Source organism: Kitasatospora sp. NEAU-69, from assembly GCF_057158765.1.
Genome location: NZ_JBWXUE010000020.1, coordinates 14,494 through 37,029 on the forward strand (window position 1 = coordinate 14,494; position 22,536 = coordinate 37,029).

Annotated in this window: 17 protein-coding genes; 9 read left to right on the forward strand and 8 right to left on the reverse strand. The window is 72.9% G+C overall.

Features of this window, described 5'->3' with window-relative positions; all coding sequences use genetic code 11:
• Window positions 1-116 precede the first annotated feature (116 nt).
• The 3 genes from AC060L_RS22570 (at window position 117) to AC060L_RS22580 (ending at window position 5,850) form a co-directional block, all read left to right on the forward strand.
• Complete coding sequence (locus AC060L_RS22570) at window positions 117-3,614, forward strand: S8 family serine peptidase (protein ID WP_483800671.1); 3,498 nt, start codon at window positions 117-119, stop codon at window positions 3,612-3,614.
• A 101-nt stretch (window positions 3,615-3,715) separates the two neighbouring features.
• The gene (locus AC060L_RS22575; protein WP_483800672.1) at window positions 3,716-4,636 is read left to right on the forward strand and encodes a deoxyribonuclease IV; all 921 of its coding nucleotides are present in this window, start codon (window positions 3,716-3,718) and stop codon (window positions 4,634-4,636) included.
• Between the two features lie 74 nt (window positions 4,637-4,710).
• Window positions 4,711-5,850, forward strand: a complete 1,140-nt coding sequence (locus AC060L_RS22580; protein WP_483800673.1) for an NHL repeat-containing protein — start codon at window positions 4,711-4,713, stop codon at window positions 5,848-5,850.
• A gap of 65 nt (window positions 5,851-5,915) precedes the next feature.
• On the opposite strand, the gene AC060L_RS22585 is transcribed toward AC060L_RS22580, so the two are convergent.
• A complete protein-coding gene (locus AC060L_RS22585) occupies window positions 5,916-7,337 on the reverse strand; it encodes a nucleobase:cation symporter-2 family protein (RefSeq protein WP_483800674.1) in 1,422 nt (473 codons plus the stop codon).
• Between the two features lie 295 nt (window positions 7,338-7,632).
• Window positions 7,633-8,637 carry a tryptophan--tRNA ligase gene (gene trpS / locus AC060L_RS22590; RefSeq protein ID WP_483800675.1) on the reverse strand — a complete coding sequence of 335 codons (1,005 nt, stop codon included), beginning with the start codon at window positions 8,635-8,637 and terminating at the stop codon, window positions 7,633-7,635.
• 296 nt (window positions 8,638-8,933) lie between these two features.
• Between trpS and AC060L_RS22595 the strand changes: the two genes are divergently transcribed.
• From AC060L_RS22595 to AC060L_RS22615, 5 genes are all read left to right on the forward strand, one after another.
• Window positions 8,934-10,625 carry a purple acid phosphatase family protein gene (locus tag AC060L_RS22595; protein ID WP_483800676.1) on the forward strand — a complete coding sequence of 564 codons (1,692 nt, stop codon included), beginning with the start codon at window positions 8,934-8,936 and terminating at the stop codon, window positions 10,623-10,625.
• A gap of 120 nt (window positions 10,626-10,745) precedes the next feature.
• Window positions 10,746-11,744, forward strand: coding sequence for a phosphotransferase family protein (locus AC060L_RS22600; RefSeq protein ID WP_483800677.1), 999 nt, complete (start codon window positions 10,746-10,748; stop codon window positions 11,742-11,744).
• Window positions 11,745-11,749: 5 nt separating this feature from the next.
• Window positions 11,750-12,928: an acyl-CoA dehydrogenase family protein gene (locus tag AC060L_RS22605; protein WP_483800678.1), complete on the forward strand. Its 1,179-nt coding sequence runs from the start codon at window positions 11,750-11,752 to the stop codon at window positions 12,926-12,928.
• Window positions 12,925-14,115, forward strand: a complete 1,191-nt coding sequence (locus tag AC060L_RS22610) for an acyl-CoA dehydrogenase family protein (RefSeq protein WP_483800679.1) — start codon at window positions 12,925-12,927, stop codon at window positions 14,113-14,115. The genes AC060L_RS22605 and AC060L_RS22610 overlap by 4 nt, the downstream gene beginning before the upstream one ends.
• Window positions 14,112-15,122 (forward strand): acyl-CoA dehydrogenase family protein, encoded by a 1,011-nt coding sequence (locus tag AC060L_RS22615; RefSeq protein ID WP_483800680.1) that lies wholly within the window; start codon window positions 14,112-14,114, stop codon window positions 15,120-15,122. The genes AC060L_RS22610 and AC060L_RS22615 overlap by 4 nt, the downstream gene beginning before the upstream one ends.
• Before the next feature lie 55 nt (window positions 15,123-15,177).
• Here AC060L_RS22615 and AC060L_RS22620 read toward each other — a convergent pair whose 3' ends face one another.
• Genes AC060L_RS22620 through AC060L_RS22630 form a run of 3 tightly spaced genes read right to left on the reverse strand, consistent with a single transcriptional unit; the run spans window position 15,178 to window position 17,704 of the window.
• Window positions 15,178-16,134 carry an NADPH:quinone oxidoreductase family protein gene (locus AC060L_RS22620; RefSeq protein ID WP_483800681.1) on the reverse strand — a complete coding sequence of 319 codons (957 nt, stop codon included), beginning with the start codon at window positions 16,132-16,134 and terminating at the stop codon, window positions 15,178-15,180.
• The gene (locus AC060L_RS22625; RefSeq protein WP_483800682.1) at window positions 16,131-16,952 is read right to left on the reverse strand and encodes an SDR family NAD(P)-dependent oxidoreductase; all 822 of its coding nucleotides are present in this window, start codon (window positions 16,950-16,952) and stop codon (window positions 16,131-16,133) included. The genes AC060L_RS22620 and AC060L_RS22625 overlap by 4 nt, the downstream gene beginning before the upstream one ends.
• On the reverse strand, window positions 16,949-17,704 hold the full coding sequence (locus AC060L_RS22630) for an SDR family oxidoreductase (protein ID WP_483800683.1): 756 nt from the start codon (window positions 17,702-17,704) through the stop codon (window positions 16,949-16,951). The genes AC060L_RS22625 and AC060L_RS22630 overlap by 4 nt, the downstream gene beginning before the upstream one ends.
• Before the next feature lie 150 nt (window positions 17,705-17,854).
• Between AC060L_RS22630 and AC060L_RS22635 the strand changes: the two genes are divergently transcribed.
• Entirely contained in the window at window positions 17,855-18,472 is a 618-nt protein-coding gene (locus AC060L_RS22635; protein ID WP_483800684.1) for a TetR/AcrR family transcriptional regulator, read from the forward strand.
• 7 nt (window positions 18,473-18,479) lie between these two features.
• Here the strand turns inward: AC060L_RS22635 and AC060L_RS22640 are convergent, their stop codons facing one another.
• From AC060L_RS22640 to AC060L_RS22650, 3 genes are all read right to left on the reverse strand, one after another.
• Complete coding sequence (locus AC060L_RS22640) at window positions 18,480-20,183, reverse strand: hypothetical protein (RefSeq protein ID WP_483800685.1); 1,704 nt, start codon at window positions 20,181-20,183, stop codon at window positions 18,480-18,482.
• Between the two features lie 148 nt (window positions 20,184-20,331).
• Entirely contained in the window at window positions 20,332-21,165 is an 834-nt protein-coding gene (locus AC060L_RS22645; protein WP_483800796.1) for a S1 family peptidase, read from the reverse strand.
• Window positions 21,166-21,292: 127 nt separating this feature from the next.
• Window positions 21,293-22,519, reverse strand: a complete 1,227-nt coding sequence (locus AC060L_RS22650; RefSeq protein ID WP_483800686.1) for a carboxylate--amine ligase — start codon at window positions 22,517-22,519, stop codon at window positions 21,293-21,295.
• Window positions 22,520-22,536 lie beyond the last annotated feature (17 nt).

The window sequence follows — 22,536 nt, forward strand, 5'->3', positions numbered from 1 at the left end:
GATGCGCTGGAATGCGGGGGCTTGTCGGGACGGGCGTTCCAGAAGCACACGTGCGTCCGACCCCGGAACGCGCGACCTGGCGCCCCCTGACGTCTTAATCAGACGAAGGGATGTTCATGATCGGCTGGCGTAAACCGCAGCTTGCAGCCGTCACCCTCACCGCCGCCTCCCTGGTCCTGGCCTTCGGGACCAGTGCCAACGGCGCCCCGGCCGTCCCCGCTCCGAACGCCCTCGCGGCTTCGGACAGCGGCGCGCCGGCCGCGGTGATCGTGATTATGAAGGACCAGCTCACCAGCGCCCCCGCCGACTCCGGCCACCTGAACGACCGGAAGAAGCAGGCCGCCTCCTCGCAGGCCCCGCTGCTCGCCAAGGTGAAGGCCAACGGCGGCAGCAACATCAAGAGCTTCGTGGTGGGCAACGCGTTCTCCGCCACCGTGAGCCCCGCGCTGCGCGCCGCGCTCGAGGCCGACCCCGCGGTCGCCTCGGTCGTCGCGGACGAGACCATCAAGGTCGCGGACCCCGCCGCCAAGGCCCCGGCCGCCGCCGACTCGACCGCCAAGGCCCCGACCGCCCCGGCGGCCGGCGGTGCCAAGGCGAACGTCGCCAAGGGCTCGACCACGGACGGCTTCCAGGACCCGAACGCGGTCTGCCCGTCCGACCCGAGCAAGCCCCTGCTGGAGCCCGAGGCGCTCTTCTCCACGCACGCCCAGAGCTCGGCCGGCCAGCCCGGCGGCAACGAGATCGCGGACGGCACCGGCGTCAAGGTCGCCTACATCGCGGACGGCCTGGACCCGAACAACCCGGACTTCATCCGCGCCGACGGCTCGCACGCCGTCGTCGACTACAAGGACTTCTCCGGCCAGGGCTTCTTCGCGCCCAGCGGTGCGGCGGAGGCCTTCGGTGACGCCTCGGCGATGATCGCCCAGGGCCGCCAGGTCTACGACGTCTCGAAGTTCGTCAACCCGACCCACCCGCTGCCGGCCGGCTGCAACATCACGGTCAAGGGCATCGCGCCGGGCGCCTCGCTGGTCGCGCTCAAGGCCGGTGGGAACCTGTTCCCGAACTCGGCGATCCTGCAGTCGATCGACTACGCGGTCACCGTCGCGCACGTGGACGTGCTGAACGAGTCCTTCGGCAGCAACATCGTCCCGGACAGCGGCGCGCACGACACCATCTCGCTCTTCAACGACATGGCCGCCAAGGCCGGTGTCACGGTGACCGTCTCCTCCGGCGACGCCGGCGTCAACGGCACCATCGGCACCCCGTCCACCGACCCCAACATCATCTCCGCCGGGGCCTCGACGGACAACCAGAACTACGCGCAGACCGGCTACGGCGCGTTCCAGTTCTCGAACGGGACCTGGGCCGACAACCGGATCTCGGCGCTCTCCTCCGGCGGCATCACCCAGGCCGGCCGGACCGTCGACCTGGTCGCCCCCGGTGAGTCGGACTGGGCGCTCTGCTCGCCCGACGTCTCGATCTACACCGAGTGCACCAACTTCAACGGCCAGGGCACCCCGATCCAGCCGTTCGGTGGCACCAGCCAGGCCGCTCCGATGACCGCGGGCGCCGCGGCCGTCGTGATCCAGGCCTACCGCGAGGGCCACGACGGCGCCTCGCCGTCGCCGGCGCTGGTCAAGAGCTTCCTCACCGGCACCGCCACCGACCTCGGCCTGCCGGCCCAGGAGCAGGGCGCCGGTCTGCTGAACGTGCGCGGCGCGGCCGAGGCCGCCAAGGCGTACCAGGTGCCGGGCGGCGGCGCGGGCAGCAGCACCGTCGCGGTGACCACGGGTCAGATCGACATCACCGGCCAGCCCGGTTCGACCCACACCGCGAACGTCAACGTGGTGAACACGAGCAACCAGCCGCAGACGGTCTCCGCCTCGACGCGCACCTTCGCGCCGCTGGCCGACGCGCAGCAGACGGTGCAGATCAACTCCTCGACGGACCCGCAGTTCTCCTACGCCACCAACGGCGCTCCGTGGGTCTCGCACAAGGTGACGTTCAACGTCCCCGCCGGCGCCGACCGCCTTGCGGCGTCAATAGCGTGGCAGGGCGCCCCGCAGAAGTCCGGCAGCAACACGGTCACCCCGGTGGTCCGCCTGACGCTGCTCGACCCGTCCGGTCGTTACGAGACCAACACCCGTCCGCAGGGCGGCCCGGTCTCGCCGAACTTCGGCCTGGTCGACGTCCCGAACCCGACCCCGGGTACCTGGACCGGCATCCTCTACACGCCGGCCGGCGCCAACGGCTTCACCGGCCCGGTCCAGCTCGACACCGCCACCCAGCGGGCCGTGCCCGCCGGCGCCGTCAGCCCGCAGGTCACCGACCTGAAGCCGGGTCAGCGCAAGACCCTGCACGTCCAGCTGACCACCCCGGCCGCCGGCGGCGACGCCAGCGAGTCGGTCGTGATCTCCAGCTCCAACGGCAAGACCACCAGCGTCCCGGCCGTGCTGCGCAGCCTGGTCACGCTGAACGGCGACACCGGCACCTTCACCGGCAACATCACCGGCGGCAACGCCCGTGACGCCTCGCCGGCGCAGTCCAACTCCTGGGCGTTCGACGTCCCGAAGGGCAAGAAGGACCTGCGGGTCGGCCTGACCGTCGCGCAGGACCCGAAGCTGATCATGCAGGGTGTGCTGATCAGCCCCAACGGCACCCCGATCGACAGCGAGAGCAACGCCGTCCTGGACGCGAACGGCAACATCACCGCGACCACCGCCGGCGTCTCGGCCACCGCGGTCAACCCGGCCGCCGGCCGCTGGCGCTTCGTGCTGGTCGTGCTCAACCCGGTCTCCGGTGCCGAGCTGACCCAGCCGTTCACCGGCACCGTCGGTCTCGACCAGGACGTGGCCACCGCGCCCGGCCTGCCGAACAGCACCTCGACCAAGCTCGCCGCCGGCAAGCCGGTCTCGGTGACGGTCAACTACACCAACAACACCGCCGCCGTGCAGCAGGTGCAGACCGACGCCCGCCTGAACAACCGGGTGGACGTCCCGCTGGTCCCGATCGGCGCCTCGGCCAGCATCGCGCTGCCGATGACCACCAGCACCGTGGTGCCGGCCTACCTGGTTCCGCCGGGCACCGACTCGGTGACCGGTGTGGCGGCCTCCACCACCCCGGCGCAGTTCGAGTTCAGCGGCCCGACCGGCTCGCCCGACCTGTTCGGCGACCTGAAGAGCGCGCAGAACGGCAACACGGTCTCCGTCGTCAAGGCCGTCGGCAGCTCCTCGCAGCCGCTCGGCTCGGGCTTCTGGGGCACCTACGTCCAGCAGATCGGCCCGTTCCCGGCGGCCGGCGCCCCGGCCGGCAACTCCACGCTGTCCGCCTCGGCGCACACCCTGGCGTTCGACGCCGCGGTGAGCTCCTCCACGGGTGACCCGTTCGCCGCGGCGTACAACGCCTCGGCCCCGGCGGTCAGCCCGGTCGTCCTGCAGCCCGGTGCGACCGGCAGCCTGCAGGTCACCGTGACCCCGACCGGCGCCAAGGGCAGCAAGGTCCAGGGCGTGCTGTACCTGGTCTCCGGCCCCGGTGGCGCGGCGACCGCGAACAGCGGCTTCCAGCTGAGCGGCTCCGTCCTCGCGGCGATCCCGTACAGCTACACCATCGGCTGACCTGCACCGCAGGCAGCCAGGGCCCAGGGGCCGTCCTCTCCTTCGGGAGGGGGCGGCCCCTTCGCGTACCCGGCCTGTGGCACCCTCTCCAGGTGAACCAGGTGAACACTGCAGCTGCACGCAATCCGATCGGTGCCCACGTCCCGGTGGCAGGCCGAGGGCTGGTCGGCACCGGGCTGGCGTACAACGACCGGATCGGCGGCGAGGCGGTCCAGGTCTTCGTGGCCAACCCGCGCGGCTGGGCCACCCCGGCCGGCGACCCGGCCGCCGACGCGGCGTTCCGGGAGGCCTGCGCCGAGCGCGGCCTGCCCGCCTACGTGCACGCCCCCTACCTGATCAACTTCGGCTCGGACAGCCCCGCCACCCGGGAGCGTTCCACCGCCTCGCTGCGCCACTCGCTGCTGCGCGGCCACGCGATCGGCGCGCTCGGGGTCGTCGTGCACACCGGCTCCGCCGTCGGCACCGCGCCGGACGGCGGCTCCCGGCGGGCCGAGGCGATGGCCCAGGTGCGCGCGGACGTCCGCCCGCTGCTGGACGAGCTGGACCGGCTCGGCGACGACGCCCCCTGGCTGCTGCTGGAGCCGACCGCCGGCCAGGGCCGCTCGCTCTGCTCCCGGCTGGAGGAGCTCGCCGAGTACGCCGACGCGCTGGACCGCCACCCGCGGGTCGGCGTCTGCCTCGACACCTGCCACGCGTTCGCGGCCGGGCACGACCTGGCCGCGCCCGGCGGCGTGGCCGAGGCGCTCGCGGTGCTGGAGGACGCGATCGGCCCCGGGCGGCTGCGGCTGATCCACGCGAACGACTCCAAGGACGTGGCCGGCGCGAAGAAGGACCGGCACGCCAACATCGGGGACGGCCACATCGGCGCCGACCCGTTCCGCGACCTGCTCGCGCACCCCGCGACGGCCGGCGTGCCGCTGATCCTGGAGACCCCCGACCGCAGCGCCGCACCCGGCTTCGGGCACGTCGCGGACGTCGCCCGGCTGAAGGAACTGCGCGACCAGGCCGCGGCCACTGGCTGACGCACCACCAGGACAGGCCCCTACTGGCCCACGCCACCGTGCGGCGCGCGCGAGGCCCGACCTAACGTGGCGTCATGCGTACTCACCCTCTGTCATTGCGGCTGCGTGCCGCGCTCTCGGTCACCGCCGCGGCGGCGCTCGGGCTCGCCGCCGCCTCCCCGGCCGCTGCCCGCGAGCCGTTCGTCGGCCCGCTGAACACGGTCGCCACCGTCGGCTCGACCGTCCCCGGCAACGGCGACCAGAACCCGTACGGCACCGTCCTCATCAAGCACGACTCGGGCCGGCTGCACCGGGGCAACGTGCTGATCAGCAACTTCAACAACAAGCCCAACGCCCAGGGCACCGGCACCACGCTGGTCGAGATCGCCCCGGACGGCACGCTCGACACGTTCGCGCAGATCGACCCGACCAGCGGTCCGGCCGCGGACTGCGTCGGCGGGATCGGGCTCACCACCGCGCTCACCGTGCTGCCCGGCGGCTGGGTGGTGGTCGGCAGCCTGCCCACCGCCGACGGCACCGCCGCCACCGCGCAGGCCGGCTGCCTGCTGGTGCTCGACGACCACGGCAAGGTGCGCGAGGCGCTGACCGGCGACGGCATCAACGGGCCGTGGGACATGACCTCGGTCAGCCATGACGACGTCAGCGAGCTCTTCGTCACGAACGTGCTGAACGGCACGGTGGCCGGCGGTGGTTCGGAGGTGGACCGGGGCACGGTGCTGCGGATCACGCTCAAGCGCGACCACGACGGCCCGCCGCACCGGGTGGGCACCACCGTGATCGGCGACGGCTTCGGCCAGCGGACCGACCCGAACGCGCTGGTGATCGGCCCGACCGGGGTCGGTCTCGGCGAGAACGGCACGCTGTACGTGGCGGACACGCTGGCGAACCGGATCACCGCGATCCCGGACGCCGAGCACCGCCACGACAGCGCCGGCACCGGCCGGGTGGTCACTTCGGGCGGCAACCTGAACGGCCCGCTCGGCCTGGCGATCGCGCCGCACGACGAGATCCTCACGGTGAACGGCCTGGACGGCAACCTGGTCGAGACCACGCCGCACGGCGAGCAGGTGGCCGTGCGCGCGCTGGACACCAGCCCGACCACGACGCTCCCCGGCGCGGGCGCGCTGTTCGGCCTCGCGGTGGACGAGGACTGCCACCGCGTCTACTTCGTCGATGACGCGAGCAACCAGCTCGACGTGCTCCAGCAGCCCTGATCCCCGGCGGTCGTGCGGGTGGCCCGGACGGTGGCGTCCGGGCCACCCGCATGCCGGGCGCCGGCTCAGTCGTGCTCGGCGAGCGCCTCGACCCGGCCGAGCGCGGCGATCTGCGCCTCCGGCACGTACGCCGGCGGCACCTCGCGGCCCCGGCCCAGGTGGTTGAAGAGCAGGTTGAGCACGATCGCGAGCAGGCAGCCGGCCGAGATGCCCGAGTGCAGCACCGTCCCGATCTGCTCGGGGAACGCCTGGTAGAAGGTCGGGTAGGCGATCGGGAAGATCCCGAAGGCCAGGCTGACCGCGACGATGATCGCGTTCGACCCGCTGCTCAGGTCGGCCTTGCCGAGCGTGCGGATGCCCGCCACCGCGACCGAGCCGAAGAGCACCACGCCGGCCCCGCCGAGCACCGGCTGCGGCACCAGCGCGACCAGCCCGCCGACCACCGGCAGCAGGCCCATCGCGATCAGGAACACCCCGGCCAGCGCGACCACGAAGCGGCTGCGGATCTTCGTCAGCGCGACCAGGCCGATGTTCTGCGCGAACGCCGAGCAGATGAAGCCGTTGAAGACGCCGCCGAAAGCCGTGGCCAGCCCGTCCGCGCGCAGGCCCCCGGCGATCGTGCGGTCGTCGGCGGGCCGCTCGACCACCTCGCCGAGCGCGATCATGTCGGCGGTCGACTCGGTCATCGAGACGACCATCACGACCAGCATCGAGATGATCGAGGCCGCCTCGAAGCGCGGGGCGCCGAACGCGAACGGGTGCGGCAGCGCGAAGACCGGCAGCGCACTTAGTGCGTGCAGGTCCACCTTGCCGAGCGGGATCGCCGCGATCGTGCCGACCAGCAGGCCGAGCAGGATCGAGATCCGCTGCAGGAAGCCGCGCAGGAACCGGTTGAAGAGCAGCACCACGAGCAGCGTCAGCCCGGCCAGGCCGAGGTTGGCGAGCGAGCCGTACCCCTTGGCCCCGGCCTCGCCGCCCTGCGCCCAGTTGCCGGCCACCGGCAGCAGCGAGACGCCGATCAGCGTGATCACGGTGCCGCTGACCACCGGCGGGAAGTATCTGACCAGCCGGCAGAAGACCGGCGCCAGCAGGAAGCAGCACAGGCCCGCCACGATGGTCGAGCCGAAGATCAGCGGCAGCGCGGCGCCCTTCTTCGCCGCCACCACGGCCAGGATCGGCGAGACGGTCGCGAACGAGACGCCGTTGACGAACGGCAGCCGTGAGCCGATCTTCCAGACACCCAGGGTCTGGAGGAGCGTCGCCACCCCCGCGATGAAGAGCGCGGCGGCCAGCAGGGTGGTCAGCTGGGCGGCGTTCAGGCCGACCGCGCCGCCGATGATCAGCGGCGGTGCGGCGACCCCGGCGTACATGCTGGCCACGTGCTGCAGCGCGACCGCCGCCATCCGCCCCGGTGGCAGCAACTCGTCCACGGGGTGGCGCGGTTCGACGGCCTCGGTCTGACCCGCACTCAGATCCTGACGGTCCATCGGTGTCCCTTCACATCTACGGAGGCTTCGGGCCCGGGAACGCGACCGAGATGCGGGACGGAGCACGGTGACGCTGGGACGACCCTGGCGGACGGCGGTCCCGTCGCCCACCTACCGGCCCTGCGGCGAACAGGACCGGCCCAAGAAATCCGCGATGCGGAAAGTTCATTCCGCGTTCCACAGAATGTAGAAAGTCGCGCCCGCTTCGTCAATAGCTCCCGCGGGTCGTCGCGCGGCTCTCGGCGCTCTTGGAGGTTCCTCCAGCCCGGGCGGGCCCTAGGTCGGGCGGGCGCCGTCAGTAGCGCATGCCCATCGCGCCGGCCACCTCGGCCAGCGTCGCGTCGGCCACCTCGTTGGCCCGCTCGTTGCCCCGGGCCAGCACCGCGCGCAGGTGGGCGCGGTCCTCGGCCAGGTAGGCCCGGCGGCGCCGGATCGGGCGCAGGAACTCGTTGACCGCTTCGGTGACCACGGCCTTGAGCCGGCTCGCCCCGCCGTCGCCGATCTCGTCCGCCACCGCGTGCGGGTCGCGCCGCTGACAGAGCGCGGCGAGCTGGAGCAGGCTGGCCACCTCGGGCCGGCCGAGCGGGTCGTAGGCGATCCGCCGCTCGGCGTCCGTCTTCGCACCGCGGATCAGCTGCGCGGTCTCGTCCTCGTCCGCGGCGAGCGAGATCGCGTTGCCGCGGCTCTTGCTCATCTTGCCGCCGTCCGTGCCGAGCAGCAGCGGAGCGGCCGAGAGCAGCGCCTCCGGCTCCGGGAAGACCGGCGAGCCGCCGTTCGGGTAGCGGGAGTTGAAGCGCCGGGCGATCGTCCGGGTGGCCTCCAGGTGGGGCAGCTGGTCCTGCCCGACCGGGACCAGACCGGCCTTGCAGAACAGGATGTCGGCAGCCTGGTGCACCGGGTAGGTCAGCATCAGCCCGCTCACCGCGGCCTGGCGGGAGTGCGCGATCTCGTCCTTGACCGTCGGGTTGCGGTTCAGCTCCGACATGCTGACCAGGCTCAGGAACGGCAGCAGCAGCTGGTTGAGCGCGGGCACGGCGCTGTGGACGAAGATCGTCGCCCGGTCCGGATCAATGCCGACCGCGAGGTAGTCCAGCACCAGCTCCTCGACGTACTCGGCGAGCCGGTCGGCCACGTCGCGGTCGGTGAGCACCTGGTAGTCGGCCACCACGACGAAGAGTTCGGCGCCCTCGGCCTGGAGCCTGACCCGGTTCTGCAGGCTGCCGAAGTAGTGACCCAGGTGCAGTCGGCCGGTCGGGCGGTCGCCGGTGAGCACGCGGGAGGGGGAGAGCGTCAGGGCCATCGGGGTTTCTCCTCTGCAGGGGCGCGGTGGGCGGCGCGTCCGGTGGCGGCGGCCCGCGGTGCAGAGAAACGGGCCGTCCGTCCGGACGGCCCAGGGCATGACTGATGCGCGGCCGTCCTAGGACGGCCACCAACCGAGTGGAAGCAGCGGTGTGCGCATGCGACCACTCTACGCCCTGCGCCAGCGTTCAGGGCGGCGCCGGGTGCCGTTCACCGGTTCGGTGGGCGGCGGCTCTAGCCTGAGCCGCCGTCAGAACCCAGAGCGCTGCGAGTGCGCTGCGAGTGCGAGGAGTTCCCGTGGACAAGCCCGTGGACAACCCCGTGGACAACCCCACCCCCGAGTCCGAGCAGACCGCCCCCGAGCAGACCGCCACCGGGCAGGCGGTCACAGGGCAGGCGGTGAGCCGGCGCGCCGCGCTGCTCGCCGGTGCCGGCGGCGCCGCGCTCGCCGCCGCCGCTCCGCTGCTCGCCGCCACCCCGGCCCAGGCCGACGAGCCCTCGGCCGCCGCCGCGACGCCGGACGGCCAGGCCTCGCCGCTGCTGCTGACCCGGCCCGAGGCGCTCGGTGCGCCGGCCGTCGAGGGCCTGCACCTGACCTTCGGCACCGACCCGACCCGGCAGATGACCGCGTCCTGGAGCACGGACGGCCCGGTCCGCCGACCCCGGGTCCAACTCGGCACGCTGGAGGGCGGCTTCGGCCACACCGTCGAGGCCGAGACGCGCACCTACGTGGACGGCGCGAGCAACCGCACGGTCTACACCCACCACGCCCGGATGACCGACCTGCGCCCCGGCACGTACTACACGTACGCGGCGCTGCACGACGGCGGCCGCCCGGACGCCGGCACGTTCCGCACCGCCGCACACGGCCGCCAGGCCTTCACCTTCACCAGCTTCGGCGACCAGGCGGTGCCGAGCACCACCTGGCAGCCGGACGGCAAGGGCGGCTACACGGTCGTCCCCAGCGGCATCGCCTCGCCCGCCTCGGCCGACATCGTGGCCGGCATCGAGCAGGTCGACCCGCTCTTCCACCTGCTCAACGGCGACCTCTGCTACGCGAACATCTCGCCCGACCGGCTGCGCACCTGGCAGGGCTTCTTCGCGAACAACACCCGCTCGGCCCGGTTCCGCCCGTGGATGCCGGCGGCCGGCAACCACGAGAACGAGAAGGCCAACGGGCCGATCGGCTACTCGGCCTTCCAGACCCGGTTCGACCTGCCGGGCAACGGCGGCGACGCCGAGACGGCGGGCCTGTGGTACTCGTTCACGGTCGGCTCGGTGCACGTGGTTGTGCTGCAGAACGACGACGTGGCCTACCAGGACGCCGGTGACGCCTACGTGCACGGCTACAGCGGCGGCGCCCAGGCCGCCTGGCTGGAGCAGGACCTGCGCAAGGCGCGCGCCGACCGGTCGATCGACTGGGTGGTCGTCTGCATGCATCAGGTCGTGATCAGCTCCTCGGACGCGAACGGCGCCGACCGGGGCATCCGCGAGCAGTGGGGTCCGCTCTTCGACCGCTACCAGGTGGACCTGGTGGTCTGCGGCCACGAGCACGACTACGAGCGCTCGCTGCCGGTGCGCGGCACGATCTCCGGCTCGGAGACGCTCACCCCGAACCCGGTCTCCACCGCGACGGACGTGATCGACACCTCGAAGGGCACCGTGCACATGGTGCTCGGCGGCGGCGGCACCTCCTCCCCGACCAACAGCAAGTTCTTCGCGCCGGCCAAGGCCAAGGTGATCACCGGCGTCGGGCCGGTGGCGAGCACCGGCAAGCGGCCGCCGGTCTACGTGTACGAGGACGCGCCGTGGGTCGGGGTCCGGGACCTCGCCGGCTCGTACGGCTTCGCCGCGTTCACCGTGGACCCGGGCACCCGGCCGGGCGGGACGACGAGCATCCACGTCACGTACTACAACGTCGCCCAGCCGGACGGGGCGATCAGCCCGCTGGAGACCTTCGTCCTGCACCGGCAGCGGTCGGACTGCTGACTCCCCGCGCTCCCGAGGCCGTGCTCACCCTCCCGGTGGGCGCGGCCTCGTCGTTGACATCCCCCGGTCCGGGCAGCAAGCTAAGCAAGCGCTTAGTCAGTCTCACCCCCCGAGGATGCCATGACCGACAATCCCCCCGGACTCGACCTCGCCGGGCTCCAGGCCCACCTGGGCACCGGACCGCTGCGGGCCGAGCTGATCGAGGGCGGCCGCTCCAACCTGACGTACCGGCTGACCGACGGCGACTCCCGCTGGGTGCTGCGCCGGCCGCCGCTCGGACACGTGCTGGCCACCGCGCACGACATGGCCCGCGAGTACCGGGTGATGAGCGCGCTGTACGGCTCGCCGGTGCCGGTGCCGCGCACCGTGCGGCTGACCGAGGACCCGTCGGTGATCGGCGCGCCGTTCTACCTGATGGAGTTCGTGGACGGCACCGCGCACCGGGACGGCGCGGCGCTCGCCGCGATCGGCCCGCAGCGGGTCCGGGCGCTCGCGGAGCACCTGGTCGACACGCTCGTCGCGCTGCACGCCATCGATCCGCAGGAAGTCGGCCTGGCCGACTTCGGCCGCCCGGAGGGGTTCCTGGCCCGGCAGGTGCAGCGCTGGGGCAAGCAGCTCGACGCCTCCCGCAGCCGCGAGGTGCCCGGCATCGACGAGCTGCGCGAGCTGCTCGCGAACACGCTGCCCGACTCCCCCGCGCCGGCCCTGGTGCACGGCGACTACCGGCTCGACAACGTGCTGGTCGGGCCGGACGACCGGATCACCGCCGTGCTGGACTGGGAGATGTCCACGCTCGGCGATCCGCTCACCGACCTCGGACTGCTGGCGATGTACACCGAGCTGGCCGGGCGGTTCGCCGGGGTGATCCCGGGCGTCGCGCTGGCCCCCGGGTTCCCGAACAGCCGGGAGCTGATCGCGCGTTACGCGGCGGGCTCGGGGCGGGACGTCTCGGCGGTCGGCTGGTACGTCGGCTTCGCCTCGTTCAAGCTCGCCGTGGTGCTGGAGGGCATCCACTTCCGCTACAGCCAGGGCCGGACTGTCGGCGCCGGCTTCGACCGGGTCGGCTCGCTGGTGCCGCTCTTCGTCGAGCACGGCCTGACCGCACTCAAGGAGCGCTGAACCACATGGACTTCGCCTTCGATGCCAAGACCGAGGAGCTGCGCGAGCGGCTCACCGCGTTCCTCACCGAGCACGTCTACCCGGCCGAGGCACGGCTGGTGACCAACGAGGACTGGTCGACGCCCGCCGTGATCCGTGAACTGCAGCGCGAGGCACGGGCGCAGGGGCTGTGGAACCTGTTCTTCGAGCTGCCCAACCTGCAGTACGCCCCGCTCGCCGAACTCACCGGGCGCAGCATCCAGTTGGCGCCCGCCGCGGTGAACTGCGCGGCCCCCGACACCGGGAACATGGAGCTGCTCGCGCAGTTCGGCGACGAGGCGCAGCGCAAGCAGTGGCTGGAGCCGCTGCTGGCCGGCGAGATCCGCTCGGCGTTCGCGATGACCGAGCCCGAGGTCGCCTCCTCGGACGCGACGAACATCGAGACCCGGATCGAGCGGGCCGGCGACTCGTACGTCGTCAACGGCCGCAAGTGGTACATCACCGGAGCGATGAACCCGGACTGCAAGGTCTTCATCGTGATGGGCAAGACCGACCCGACCGCCGACGTCCGGCGCCAGCAGTCGATGATCCTGGTGCCCCGGGACACGCCCGGCGTCACGGTGAAGCGCGCGATGACGGTCTTCGGCTACGAGGACCGCGACCACGGCGGCCACGCCGAGGTGATCTTCGAGGACGTCCGGGTGCCGGCCGGCAACCTGATCGGCGAGCCGGGCTCCGGCTTCGCGATCGCGCAGGCCCGGCTCGGGCCGGGGCGGATCCACCACTGCATGCGGGCGATCGGCATCGCCGAACGGGCGCTGGAGCTGATGTGCCGCCGGGTCAGCGAGCGGGTCGCGTTCGGCAAGCCGCTGGCCGCGCAGGGCGTCGTGCAGGACTGGATCGCCGAGTCCCGGGTGCGGATCGAGCAGGCCAGGCTGCTGGTGCTGAAGACGGCCTGGCTGATGGACACGGTGGGCAACAAGGGTGCGCACACCGAGATCCAGGCGATCAAGATCGTGGTCCCGCAGACCGTCGAATGGATCCTGGACAAGGCGGTGCAGGCGCACGGCGCGGCGGGCGTCAGCCAGGACACCCCGCTCGCGCTGCTCTGGGCCGGCAACCGCACGCTGCGCCTGGCCGACGGACCGGACGAGGTGCACCGGCGCTCGCTGGCGCGCCGCGAGCTGAGGAGGTACCAGGCATGAGCGACGCTCTCGTCGAGGAGCTCCGCTCTCGGGTGCGAGCACTGCTCTCGGAAAACGACCCGCGAGAAGTCGAGCCCCTCGACTTCCTGCGCGCGCGGTTCGACGCCGGGCTCGCCTGGGTGCACTTCCCGGTCGGGCTCGGCGGGCTCGGCCTGCCGCGCGAGTCGCAGGCCGTGGTGGACGCCGAACTCACGGCGGCCGGCGCGCCCGACAACGATCCGCGCCGGATCGGCATCGGGCTCGGCATGGCCGCGCCGACCATCCTGCGCCACGGCACCGCCGAGCAGCAGCGTCGCTGGCTGCGCCCGCTGTGGACCGGCGAGGAGGTCTGGTGCCAGCTGTTCAGCGAGCCCGGCGCCGGCTCCGACCTGGCGGCACTCGGCACCCGGGCGGCGCGCGGCGCGGACGGCGACTGGACGGTGAACGGCCAGAAGGTCTGGACGTCCACCGCGCACACCGCCCGCTGGGCGATCCTGATCGCCCGCACCGATCCCGACCTGCCCAAGCACCGCGGGATCACGTACTTCGTCTGCGACATGACCGACCCCGGCGTCGAGGTCCGCCCGCTGCGGCAGATCACCGGCGAGGCCGAGTTCAACGAGGTCTTCCTGACCGACGTGCGGATCCCCGACACCGACCGCCTCGGCGCGGTCGGCGAGGGCTGGCGGGTCGCGCAGACCACGCTCAACAACGAGCGGGTCTCGATCGGCGGCCAGGCGATCCCGCGCGAGGGCGGGCTGATCGGCATCGTCGCCGGGACCTGGCGCTCGCGGCCCGAGCTGCGCAGCGCCGAGCTGCACAGCCGGCTGCTCGGGCACTGGGTGGACGCCGAGGTGCTGCGGCTGACCGGCGAGCGGCTGCGCCAGCAGCTCGCGGCCGGCCAGCCCGGCCCCGAGGGAGCCGGCGGCAAGCTCGGATTCGCCCGGCTCGCGCAGGAGTTGACCGGCTTCGAGGTGGAGCTGCTGGGCGAGGAGGGGCTGGCCTACGACGACTGGACGATGGTCCGGCCCGAGCTGGTCGACTTCAACGGCCGCGAGGCGGGCTACCGCTACCTGCGGGCCAAGGGCAACTCGATCGAGGGCGGCAGCAGCGAGATCCTGCGGAACATCATCGCCGAGCGGGTGCTGGGGCTGCCGCCCGAGCCGCGCACGGACAAGGACGTCCCCTGGAAGGAGCTGTCCCGGTGAACCTGTTGTACTCGGAGATCGAGGAGGAGCTGCGGGCGAGCCTGCGCGGCCTGCTCGCCGCGCACAGCCCGATCGGCGAGGTGCTCGCCCGACTGGAAGGCGGGGCGGCCTATGACCCGGCGCTGTGGCGGGCGTTGACCGCGCTGGGCGTCACCGAGCTGGAGCGCAGCGGCGGCACGCTGCGCGAAGTGGCGGTGGTGATGGAGGAGTTGGGCTACTCGCTGGCACCGACGCCCTACCTGGGGAGTGTGGTGCTGGGCAGCGTGGTGCTGACCGACGCGGGTGAGCGGATGGGCACGCTGGCGGTGCCGTTCTCCTTCAACGGCGATGCCCCGGCGACCGTCCGCGAGACGAACGGGCGGCTGACCGGCCGGGTCACCTCGGTCGCCGACGCGCTGACCGCCGAGCTGCTCGTAGTGCCGGTGGCCGGCGGCGCGCTGTGGCAGGTGGAGAGCGGCTTCACCGTCACCCCGCGCACCTCGCTCGACCTGACCCGCCCGCTCGCGGACGTCGTGCTGGACGGCGCGCCCGGGCGGCTGCTCACCGAGGACCCGACCGTCCTCACCGGCCGGCTGCTGACCGGCGCCGGGCTGCTCGCCTCCGAGCAACTCGGCGTCGCCCAGTGGTGCCTGGACACCACGGTCGCCTACCTGAAGGAGCGCCGGCAGTTCAACCGGCCGGTCGGCTCGTTCCAGGCGCTCAAGCACCGCCTCGCGGACCTGTGGCTGCAGATCGTCGGCGCCCGCGCGGCCGCCCGGGCGGCGGCGGACGCGCTGGCGACCGGCGCGGCGGACGCCCCGATCCTGGTCGCGGTCGCCGCCTCGCACTGCGGCACGGTCGCGGTCCGGGCGGCCGAGGAGTGCATCCAGCTGCACGGTGGCCTCGGCATGACCTGGGAGCACCCGGCCCACCTCTACCTCAAGCGGGCCAAGGCCGACCAGCTCGCCCTCGGCACCCCGGCCAACCACCGGGCCAGGCTGGCCACGCTGGTGGACCTGCCGGCCTGAGGCGCGCAGAATGCCCCGGGGAGCGCGCTCCCCGGGGCATCTTGCGCGTCAGACGCTAGAGCTCGATGACGACGCGGCCGGTCGTGCTGCCCTCCGCGACGCGCTGGACGGCGTCCGCCGCCTGCTCGAACGGGAGGCGCTCGCTCACCAGCGGGCGGACCAGGCCCTGTTCGGCGAGCTTGGTCAGCTCTTCGTGCGCGGCGCGCACGGCGGCCGGGTCCTTGGTGTTGTAGAGGCCCCAGTGCAGGCCCAGCACCGAGTAGTTCTTCACCAGCGCGTGCCCGAGCGGCGGCGCCGGGATGGTGCCGCTCGCGAAGCCGACGACCACGATCCGGCCCTCGAACGCGACGCACTTCGTCGAGCCGGTGTACGCGTCGCCGCCGACCGGGTCGAAGACGACGTCCGCACCGCGCCCGCCGGTGGCCGTCTTCACGGCGCCGACGAAGTCCTCGGCCCGCCGGTCGATGACCAGGTCGCAGCCCAACTCCCGGGCCACCGCCACCTTCTCCGCTCCCCCGACGACGCCGATCACGGTCGCGCCGGCCGCCTTGCCGAGCTGGACCGCCGCACTGCCGACGCCACCGGCCGCCGCGTGCACCAGCAGCGTCTCGCCGGCCCGCAGCCCGGCCCGCCGGTGCAGGCCGAACCAGGCGGTCTGGTAGCCGATGTGCAGCGCCGCGGCCTCGGCGTCGTCCAGCGCCGGCGGGGCCGCGAAGAGCGCCCGCTCATCCATCAGCGCGTACTCGGCGAACGCCCCGCCGGTGCCGACCGGATTGCCGATCACCCTCTCGCCGGAGGGGAGTTCACCACAGAGCTCGACGCCCGGTGTGTACGGCAGCGGCGGCTTGACCTGGTAGAGGCCCAGGCACATCAGCGCGTCAGGGAAGTTCACCGCGGCCGCGCGCACCTTCACCAGCACCTGGCCGTCCGCCGGCTGCGGCACCGGTGCGTCGTCTACCGGCCGCATCACCTCGCGCGGCAGCCCCAACTCGCCGACCCGAAAAGCCCTCACGACGCTCCCTCCGAGCTCTGGCCCTCCGAGCTCTGGCCCTCGACCACCTTGCGCTGCAAATGGTTCATCGCGTCCAGCCAGCGGTCCGGGTCGGCGGCCCGGCTCGCGTAGTACTTGGCGACCTCGGGGTGCGGCAGGATCAGGAAGCGCTCGGCCGCGACCGCGCGCAGCGTCTCGGCCGCGACCTCGGCCGGCTCCAGCGCGGTGTCCGCCATCAGCGCCCGGCCGATCTCGCCGGCCGCCTCCAGGATGTTCGTCCGCACGCCCTGCGGGCAGAGCGCGTGCACCCGGATGCCGCGGTGCCGGTAGGTCGCGGAGAGCCACTCGGCGAAGGCCAGCGCCGCGTGCTTGGAGACCGAGTACGGCGCCGAGCCGAGCATGGTGAGCAGCCCGGCGGCCGAGACGGTCGCGATGAACCGCCCCTCGCCGCGCTCCAGCCACTCCGGCAGCAGCAGTTCACTCGCCCGCACGTGAGCCATCACGTTCACGTCCCAGGCGGCCGTCCAGAGCTCCTCGGGCGCGTCCGCGCCACCGCCCGGCGCGACGCCGGCGTTCGCGCAGTAGACGTCGATCCGGCCGAGCTCGGCGCGGGCCGCCCCGATCAGCGCGGCCACGCCCTCGCGGCTCGCCGCGTCGCCGGGCAGGGCGACCGCGCCGAGCTCCGCGGCGGTGCGCTCGGCGGCCTCGGCGTCCAGGTCGTTGACCACCACCCGGGCGCCCTCGGCGGCGAAGGCGGCCGCGAGCGCGGCCCCGATCCCGCGCCCGGCGCCGGTGACCACCACGCCCTGACCGGCGTGACGGCCCGGGGCGCCGGTCACAGGCCACCGCCCAGGGTCACGCCGCCGTCCACCACGAGCGTCTGGCCGGTGATCCAGCCGGCCTGGTCGGAGAGCAGGAAGGCCACCGCGCCCGCGACGTCCTGCGGCAGGCCGAGCCGCTTCAGCGGGTACGGCGCGGCCGCCTCCTCCTCGCGGCCCAGGTAGAGCGCCTCGGCGAACTTGGTCTTCACCACGGCCGGGGCCACCGCGTTGACCCGGATGTCCGGGCCGAGCTCACCGGCCAGCTCCATGGTGAGCCGGCTCAGCGCGGCCTTGCTGACGCCGTACATGCCGATGCCGGGCGAGGTGCGCAGGCCGGCGATCGAGGAGACGTTGACGATCGAGCCGCCGTGCTCGCCCATCCAGGCCGCGTGCGCGAGCCGGGTCCAGGCCAGCGGGCCGAGCACGTTGACGGCGAGGATCTTGGCCGCGGCGGCCGGGTCGGTGTCCAGCACCGGGCCGAAGATCGGGTTGATGCCGGTGTTGTTGACCAGGTGGTCGAGCCGGCCGAACGCGGCGATCGTCGCCTCGACGGCTGCCGCCTGGTGCGCGGGGTCGTCGGCCTTGCCGGCCACCCCGATCGCGACCTCCTCGCCGCCCAGCTCGGCGACCGCCTCGGCCAGCGCCTCGGCGCCGCGTGCCGTGAGGCAGACCTTGGCGCCGCGGCTCACCAGCTCCCGCGCGATGCCCAGGCCGATTCCCCGGCTGGCGCCGGTGATCAGCGCCACCTGCCCCTTGAACGACGGTGTCATGACCGTCCCCTCTCCACCGTTCCCGCACCGCGCACCGGCCGGCGCCGGCGGCCACGACGGGAACTCGTCGGTAACTAAGCGCTTGCTTAGCATGTTGGCCTGGGGCGACACTGTCAACAGCCGCCGAGTCCCCCGTGCAAGGATGTCGATATGACCACTGAGCAGCACTGCACCGAACTGTGGCCCGGGGAGAGACCCGAGGCCGCCCGCCGGCTGCTGCTCGCCGCCGTGGACTCCTTCGCCACCCGCGGGTTCCACGCCACCACCACGCGCGACATCGCGACGGCGGCCGGCATGAGCCCGGCCGCGCTGTACATCCACTACCCGTCCAAGGCCGCGCTGCTCGCCGAGATCAGCCGGCACGGCCACGCCGCGACCCTCGCGCTGGTGGAGCAGGCGATCGCCGGCAACGACGACCCGGTGCGCCGGATGCGCGCGCTGGTCGAGGAGTTCACCGCCTGGCACGCGCGCGGCCACACGGTCGGCCGGATCGTCAACTACGAGCTGCGCGCGCTGCCCGAGGAGGACTTCGCGGTCGTCGCCGAGCTGCGCCGCCGGATCGAGGACGCCGTCAAGCAGGTGATCGAGGACGGCGTCGCGGCCGGGCTCTTCGACGTGCCGGAGAGCCGGACGGCCGCGCGCGCCGTCACCTCGCTCGGCATCGACGTGGCGCGCTGGTACAACGAGCGCAGCACCGAGACCCCGGAGCAGCTCGGCGAGCGCTACGGGGCCTTGGTGCTGCGGATGCTCGGTACTACGACGTCCTGACGGACCGTCAGAGCTTGGCGCTCAGTGTGTTGCTGAGGTGCGAGCCGAGGTAGCCGATGTACAGCGGGCCGCCCTGGCCGGTGGCGTCGTAGATGTGCATCCGCGGCGCCTTGCTGTTGCCGGTGCCGATCCGCAGATGGGCGCCCATGTAGACCTCACCGGCCGGGTCCACCTCGGTCGGCACCGGGAACGTGCGCTGCTGGCGCCAGACCCGGCGGGCGGCGGTCTGGGTCGACTCGTCACGCACCACCTTGCCGGGCGGGAACTTGTGCGCGCCCTGCGGGGTCTCCCTGCACCACTGCCCGAAGTCGCGCACCTCGGTGGTGCCGGACCGGCGGGCCGCCGCGTAGTCCTGCAACGCGAGCAGCGCGTCCCAGGCGGTGTTCACCCAGTCGGCGCTGAGCGCCTGGCTGTCCAGCTCCAGGGTCGGGCGCGGGCTGCCGGTGAAGCGCAGCGCGGAGAGCTCGTCGAACCGGTCCAGCAGCTCTTCGAAGCTGCCCGGCGCGGCCACCGGCTGCGCGGTCTGCGCCAGCTGCGCGGCCGCCGCCTGCAGGGCCGCCGGCGCGGCCGTTTCGCCGCTGCTGCCACTGCTGCCGATGTACCGCTGGAGCTCGCGCAGCTGGGCCGCCGTGCGGCGCAGCTCCTCGGAGCGGTCGTCGAGCTCCACGGCCAGCTCGAACTCCTGCTCCTCCTTGTCCCGCAGCTCCTGGCGCAGGTCGTCGATCTCGGCGAGCCGGGACTGCTCCTCGTGCTCGGCCTCGTCGAGCAGGCCGGTCAGCGTCTCGTTGTCGGCGCGCAGCCGGTCGAGCTCGGTGGCGGCGTCCTGCCCGGCCGCGCGGGTGCGCAGCGCGGGCATCGCGGCCAGTGCGGGCGGCAGCGGGGAGCGCACGGCGAGCCGGTGCGGCAGCCGGACCAGCAGCTGGGCGGCCCGGGCCGGGTCCTCGGTGTGGGTGTTGCGGGACATCGCCGGGTGCCGGTAGCCGTCCGCGCGCGAGAGCGGATCGACGCCGGGCAGGTAGGTGCGCACGCCGCCGCCGGAGACCCGGTGGTGTGCCAGCCGCCGGTTGAACTCGGGCTCGGCCTGCTCGGTCAGCACGTACGGCACGGCCAGGCCCGGCAGGTAGCGCAGCAGCGGCTCGGCGGTGCCCTTCAGCCAGTCGGCCGGCTCGGCGCCGCCCGGCGTGCTGACCACCACGATCGGCAGCCGGCGGCGCGGATCGGTCAGCTCGGCGACCACCCCGTCGACCTCGCCGGGCCCGATCTCGGTCGGCTGCGGGGTGACGAGCGCCAGGCCGTCCCGGGCGGTCAGCGCGGTGAGCAGCCGGGCGGCCAGGCGCGGGGTGTTGGCGCGCTGCGGCCGCTCGGCCGGGTCGGCGGGCAGGTGGTCGACCTCCAGCCGGATCCACGGCAGGTCGTCGGTGTCGCAGCTGGTCCGCGACCGGACCACCAGCGTGGTCTGCCACAGCCCGCCGGGCACGCTCTCGCGCAGCCGCCAGCGGCAGTAGGCGCCGTGCCGGTTCGCCTCCGAGTCGCTGTCCAGCCGGACGCCCTCGGCGATCGTGGTGCGGCCCTCGTCGATCGAGTCGATCGCGTCGGCGTCGTAGCGCTTGGTCTCGCGCAGCCAGGCCCGCAGTTGCTCGTCGGCTATCGAGCCGGTGGCCACGTAGTCGTGCCCACTGGTGACAACCATCCGGTACGTACTGATATCCACTCGGTCAGCCTGCCGGACCCGGCCCGCCGATAGCCCTTGTGCGCCGAAGCCGCCGCCGACTGCGTCAGATCGCCGGGCGCTTCGTCAGGTACCGGCGGCCACTGCGGCGACCGCCGGACCAACCCGGCTGCTACTGCCAGTGCTACTACTACTGGGGCTGCGGCAGCGTGCAGTTCGCGAGCGAGAGGTCGAGCTGGTTGCCCGGGTCGAAGCAGGCGTCCAGCAGGTACGTCTCCTCGGCGTAGTTGGTGCCCTGGTGAACGGTGACGTTGCCGTTCTGGTCCACCTCGCACGGATTGTCCACCGTGCAGCGTTCGCCGTTCTCGTTGCCGGTGTTGTTGACCGCGACGAGCAGACCGGTGTTGGTGTCGATCACCGGCGAGCCCGAGGTGCCGCCGATGGTGTTGCAGGTCGAGGTGTAGCGGACCGAGTCCTTCCAGACCCAGTCGCCCTCGTCGAGGTTCCACACGAAACCGTCGATCGAACACGAGTACGTGGTCTTCCAGTAGCCGGAGACCACCTTGATCGGGTCGCCGGCCGTGGGGTGGTCGGCGGAGATCGTCAACGGGCTTATCCCGTAACGCGACTTGATCGAGGCATAGGTCGTGTTGAGCTGGTAGACCGTCACGTCGGTGTCGGTCATCGTCGCGTAGACGACCTTGGCCGCGTGCAGCGTGGCGACGCCCCGGCCGGTCGCGTTGAGCAGCGTGAACGTCCGGCTGGACGGCTGGTCGACGATCACCTCGCCCGGGCCCGGCATGCCGGTCTCCAGGCAGTGGCCGTTGGTGAGCACCAGCGCCGGGTCGGTGGGCGCGGAGTTCGGCAGCCGGACCACCGAACCGGAACAGTCGTCGAGCGCGACGGTACCGGCGTAGTTGACGGTCACCGCGGGCGCGGCGGCCTGGGCCGGCGCGGCGCCGGCCAGCGCGCCCGCGCCACCGAGCAGGGCGGTGGCGGCCAGGGCGACGAGGGACTTGTGCATCGCATGTGAGGTCTGCACGGCGGGACTCCTGGAGTGTGGGGGTTCCCGCAAATTTGGCCTGCACATGACCATATGTCAAGAGGTTCGGCTGCCAAGCAAGTTGGGGCCGGGTGGGTCCGCGGTCCTGCTATCGCGCGCCGCGCACCGCCCCGGCGAGCTTGCGGGCCACCGTGCCCGCGAACCGGCCCGCCTCGACCACCGCGGGCAACGGGTCGTCCGCGTGCAGCCAGGCCCGCTCGATGCCGCGGTGCGGCAGCACGTCCGAGGGCAGCCGGCGATTCGTGCCGGTCCAGCTGAGCACGGACGGCAGGTCGAGGTGGCCGACCACCAGGGTGCGCGGTTCGCACTGCTCCCCGTCGGGAATCCGGCGCCCGGTCAGGTCGAGGTGCATCGCCCGCACCACGTCCACGCCGGCGGTGTTCTCGAAGGCCCGGAACGGCGCCCCGATGCGGGGGTTGAAGTCGACCAGCTTGAGCCGCCCGTCACGCGGATCCAGCCGCCAGTCCAGGTCGGCCGGCCCGGCATACCCGAGGTGACGGCAGAACTTCTCGGCCAGATCGGCGAGTTCCTGGTTCCACACCGCCGCCACCCGGGTGGCGATGCCGCACTGCGGCGGCCAGCAGCGCAGCTTGCGGCCGGTGAAGACCATCCGCACCTCCCCGCCGGTGCTGCAGTACAGCTCGGTGATCCAGTCCTCGCCGCCCTCGGCGGGCAGGTACTCCTGGGCCAGCACCGAGAGTTCACCGTCGCGGGGCAGTAGTGCGAGCAGCTCGGCCTCGCTGCGCACCAGCGTGCTGTGCCCGACCACCGGGGCCTGCAGCCTGGTCCACGCCTGGAGGTTCTTCAGGATCAGCGGATAGCCCCAGTCACGGCCCACCTCGATCAGCGCGGCCCGGTCGGCGGGCGCGCACGCGCGCGGGGTGGGCACCCCGGCGGCAACGCAACTTTCGTACAGGCCTGCCTTGTTCGCGAGCAGCCTCGGCATCCCGGCGGGCACCTCGGGCAGCAGGAAGTACGGTCTGAGCCGCTCGGCGTGCTCGGCCAGCAGCAGCGCCGCCTCGTCGTCGGTCGGCATCGCGACGGTCGGCCGGCCGATCGCCGCACCGATCTCCAGGACGGTGGAGAGCAGTTGCTCCGGCGGCTCCAGGCCGGTGCTGGGCCGCACCACCCGGGCGGTCAGGTCACGGGAGAGCGCGACCGGGGTGAACCGGTCCTCCACCATCGCGTACACCGGCACGCCGCAGCGGGCCAGTGAACGGACCAGACCGAGGCCGCCGTGGTGCTGCGGATAGCGGCCCACCTTGACCAGCAGGGCCGGGACGTTGCGGTCCAGTTGCGGACCCGTGGTGTTCATGGCTTCCTCGATTCAGC